We start from the raw sequence: 1,929 nt of genomic DNA, 5'->3' as shown, positions 1-1,929 counted from the left end.
CTTCGACAGGCTCAACCTCGTCGACGTGCACGACCTGAACATCACTGCTTTCGTGTGCCATGCCGCCATGGTCGTAGCACCCATGCGAAACGCCCAGTGTCAGGATTGACGCCATGGGGTACTTTCCTGCCATCGTGGTTCACCGGGTCGTCGATCTCGTGCTGCCGCCGCAGGCCACGTTCGAGCTTGCCTGCGCCGCCGAGGTGTTCGGCGTACAGCAGCCAGGACTGCCCACGCTCTACCAGTTCGAGGTATGCACTGAGCCGTGATCGACGCGCTACGGCACGCACAGGGACGCATTGACCGCATTGTCGCGGTCTGCTCCGGCGCATCTTTTGCTTGCAGAAGCTGGGCTGCTCGATCATCGAGGGCCACCACGCACTGGCGGATGGCCGCCGAATTCACCGCCCGCTTCTCGAGGCGGGTTCCTCGGCGGGTCATTCTGAGCAGCTGCTGACCTTCCTGATCACTCAGCCGCCGCACGCGTACAGGATCTGCCACCGCCACAGCCTGACCGCCGCGACGCCGACAGGCCGAACGGCGTGTCATCCAATACCGCGAACGTTCGTGGTCACGGCACCAGCGAGGTGCTCCACCTTGTCCCTGCCTGGGAGGCTGGACGGTCTGGCGTCTGCCCGACGAGGAAATCGGCTCCTTACGGTCGACTCTGCGTATGAGGCGGAGCCAGCGTGATCCCGCTGGCTCCGCCCAGTACCGGAAGCCGCCCCAGTCGATGCCGCGTTAGTCCTGCCTCAGTTGGCAGGTGTGGGCGTGGGCCGCTGCTGCGACCCGGCTGCTACGTGTTGCACTGCTGGCGCCCTCCGTTCGGCGAGGATCAGCGTGACCACCGCGGAGAGCAGCACGGCCGATCCGATGGTTGCGACCACGGTGAGCCGCTCGTGGAGCAGCAGCACCGCGATGACGGCCGCCGTGACTGGCTCGACCAGCGCGATGACCGATGCGGTGGTTGCGCGGACCGAGGCCAGCCCGACGAAGAACAGGCTGTATGCCACCGCGGTGGGCACCACCCCCAGGTAGGCGAGTAGACCTAGCACCTGACGGGAGTCACCGGAGGTGGGCAGGAGCCCTTCGATCAGGGCCAGGGGCAGCAGACACATCATCCCGATGATGAACCCGCCCAGCACCGTTGCTTGCGGTCTGCCGCTGGTGGCGTCCTGGCCGATCTTTCGGTTGAGCAGTGTGACGCCCGCGTACCCTCCGGCGGACAGCAACGCGCACGCCAGTCCCAGCATTGGTGCCGAGGAGGCGTTGGCGCCTCCGTCGCTCAGCAAGAGCACCAGCCCGACCAGTGCCGTTGCGACGGTGACTGTGCCGGCCCGGCCGAGTCGTTCGCCCATTGTCACGCGTGCACCGAGCGCTATAAGGATCGGCCCGGAGCCAAGGGTGACCATGGTCGCTACGGCCAGCCCCGCGTACTCCACGGAAGCGAAGTAGGCCGTCTGGTAGATGGCGAGCCCTACGCCGGTTGCCGCCACCTGCTGCCACCGGTCGCGCAGGGGCGTGGCTACGGCCTGGGTTCCGGCGGACGTGGGTGCCAGCGCCACCATGCGTCGCCGGAACACCAGGTGCCCGGCCATGAGCAGCAGGACCCCACCTGCGAACCGCCAGAAGGACACCGCGATCGGTCCCATTCCGCTGGTGTCGTAGAGGATGGCCGCCGCAGCGCCGCCAGTGCCCCAGGCGACCGCCGCCAGAAGGATATAGAAGGTTCCTCGTCCCACGGTCGGGGACTTATTAGTATCCACAGAAATCCTCGTTGTCGTCGCCGCCCGGGCACACGAACGCACCCGGGCTCGGATAAGAGAGCCGGGTCAGTAACGACGTCGTTACCGGGTGGCCGGCGGCGGCGAGACTACGAGGAAAGTCACCAGAAAAGTGTAGCCGCCTCCAGAGACGGCGTCGTTCTCC

General features: G+C 66.5%; 2 protein-coding genes. One reads left to right on the top strand and one right to left on the bottom strand.

The features are described 5' to 3' along the window. The first annotated feature begins 113 nt into the window (after positions 1-113). Positions 114-269 (top strand): hypothetical protein, encoded by a 156-nt coding sequence (locus tag Van01_RS32650; protein ID WP_204015808.1) that lies wholly within the window; start codon positions 114-116, stop codon positions 267-269. A gap of 483 nt (positions 270-752) precedes the next feature. On the opposite strand, the gene Van01_RS32645 is transcribed toward Van01_RS32650, so the two are convergent. Beyond that, positions 753-1,742 (bottom strand): DMT family transporter, encoded by a 990-nt coding sequence (locus Van01_RS32645; protein WP_239099450.1) that lies wholly within the window; start codon positions 1,740-1,742, stop codon positions 753-755. Between the last annotated feature and the right edge of the window lie 187 nt (positions 1,743-1,929).

This window comes from Micromonospora andamanensis (assembly GCF_016863495.1).
Taxonomy (GTDB): Bacteria; Actinomycetota; Actinomycetes; order Mycobacteriales; family Micromonosporaceae; genus Micromonospora; species Micromonospora andamanensis.
This window is presented reverse-complemented; position numbering and strand designations above follow the sequence as displayed.